This window comes from Actinosynnema sp. (genome assembly GCF_052038725.1).
Genome location: NZ_JBQGCX010001266.1, coordinates 1 through 1,546, shown reverse-complemented (window position 1 = coordinate 1,546; position 1,546 = coordinate 1). Strand labels below are relative to the sequence as shown.

Annotated in this window: 2 protein-coding genes; one reads left to right on the top strand and one right to left on the bottom strand. The window is 76.1% G+C overall.

Annotated elements, in window-relative coordinates; genetic code table 11:
- A partial coding sequence (locus ACTUAL_RS26745; protein WP_440902183.1) for an SDR family NAD(P)-dependent oxidoreductase occupies positions 1–594 on the bottom strand: 594 nt, incomplete at its 3' end.
- 249 nt (positions 595–843) lie between these two features.
- Between ACTUAL_RS26745 and ACTUAL_RS26740 the strand changes: the two genes are divergently transcribed.
- Positions 844–1,449: a DUF6069 family protein gene (locus ACTUAL_RS26740; RefSeq protein ID WP_309141985.1), complete on the top strand. Its 606-nt coding sequence runs from the start codon at positions 844–846 to the stop codon at positions 1,447–1,449.
- The last annotated feature ends 97 nt before the right edge of the window (positions 1,450–1,546 follow it).

Sequence of the window (1,546 nt, the reverse complement as noted above, 5' to 3'; positions counted from 1 at the left end):
GCCCGGCGCCACCGAGGCGACCGCGAGGCCGTGCGGGGCCAGCGACACCGCGAACGACGGGCCGAACGCGTGCCGCGCAGCCGTCGTCGCGCCGTACGCCGGGTGGTCCGGCTCGCCCCGGTACGCGCCGCGCGCGCCGATGTTGACCACCCGGCCCGGCACCGACCTGGCGACCATGCGGGCGATCACCCGGTGCGTCAGGTCGACCGTGCCCAGCAGGTTGACCTCCACCGACCTGCGCCACACCCGCCGCCAGTGCTCGTAGGAGACCTCGGCGATCGCGTGCGCGGTGTCCTCGGTGGGCGCGGTGGCGGCGTTGTTGACCAGCACGTCCACCCCGCCGAGGCCGTGGTCCGCCGACTCGGCGACCAGCTCGGCGGCCTCCGGGTCGGACAGGTCGCCGCGCACCAGCACGTGGCCGCCACCGGGCAACTCGGCCAGGGTTCGCTCGGCGTCGGCCCGGTTGTGGGCGTAGTGCACCGCGACCCGGTCGCCGCGCCGGGCGAAGGCGAGGGCCGTAGCGCGGCCGATGCCCCTGGAGGCCCCGGTGACCAGGACGCCGCGCGTCTCGCCCGGCGGCTTCGGACCGGTCATCGGTGGCTCCTGTCGGGTGGTCGTGCCGGGGTCTCCCGGCGGGAGCCTTTGCGAGCGGTGCTCAGCTTCGCTGGTCGTGATCGACCGCGTCAACGGGCCGACGGTAACCAGGGGGCGCGCGGCGCGCCCGGTGGAGCGCGACCACCCCCGGACGTGCGGCGTTCCCCCGGTTGGCGCGGTTGGGGAGGGCGCGGGCGGGAAACCCCTCCCGGCGACGAGGACCGCGTGCGCACCCGGAGGAGGCAGGTCATGGCGGAGGACCGCAGGAGGACCCGGTTCGAGCCCGTCGCGGACGTCGAACCGCGACGCGCGGAGGCGTTCCCCCGGCCCCGCCCCGGCGAGGTGGAGGAGACCGCGGTGCTGCCGCAGCCGGTGGAGCGCGAGGTCCGCCAGCCCGTCAGGCCCAAGCCGGAGCGGCTGTTCGACGCGGGGCGGCTGTGGGCGGGCGGGGTGGCCACCGCGCTGGTCGCCGGGCTGATCTCGGTGGTGGGCATCCTGGTGGCCAGGGGGCTGCTCGGGGTGCCGGTGCTCGCGCCGCAGGGCGAGGGCGCGTGGGGCAACGCGAGCACGATGACGTACTGCGTGGCGTGCGCGGTGGTGGCGCTCGGGGCGACCGGGCTGGCGCAGGTGCTGCTGGCGACCACGCCCAACGGGGCCCGGTTCTTCGGCTGGATCATGGTGCTGCTGACCGCGATCGCGGTGGTGCTGCCGCTGAGCGTGGACTTCGACCCGGAGTCGAAGGTGTTCACGGCGGTGCTGAACCTGGTGATCGGGCTGGTGGTCACGGTGCTGGTGCGCGGGGTGGTGACCAGCGCGCAGCGCGCCGTGGTCACCGGCAGGCGCGACTGGCGGTAGCCAGGCCCGGTGGGGCGCGGTAGCCCCGTAGGGCGCGGCAGTGAGCAGGGTTCGGCCATGAGCAGGGCGTGACGGCGAACGGCGCCGCGATCCCCCG

Coding starts and splice junctions, on each gene's coding strand:
- ACTUAL_RS26740 (WP_309141985.1), top strand. CDS start 844: ATGGCGGAGGACCGCAGGAGGACCCGGTTCGAGCCCGTCGCGGACGTC.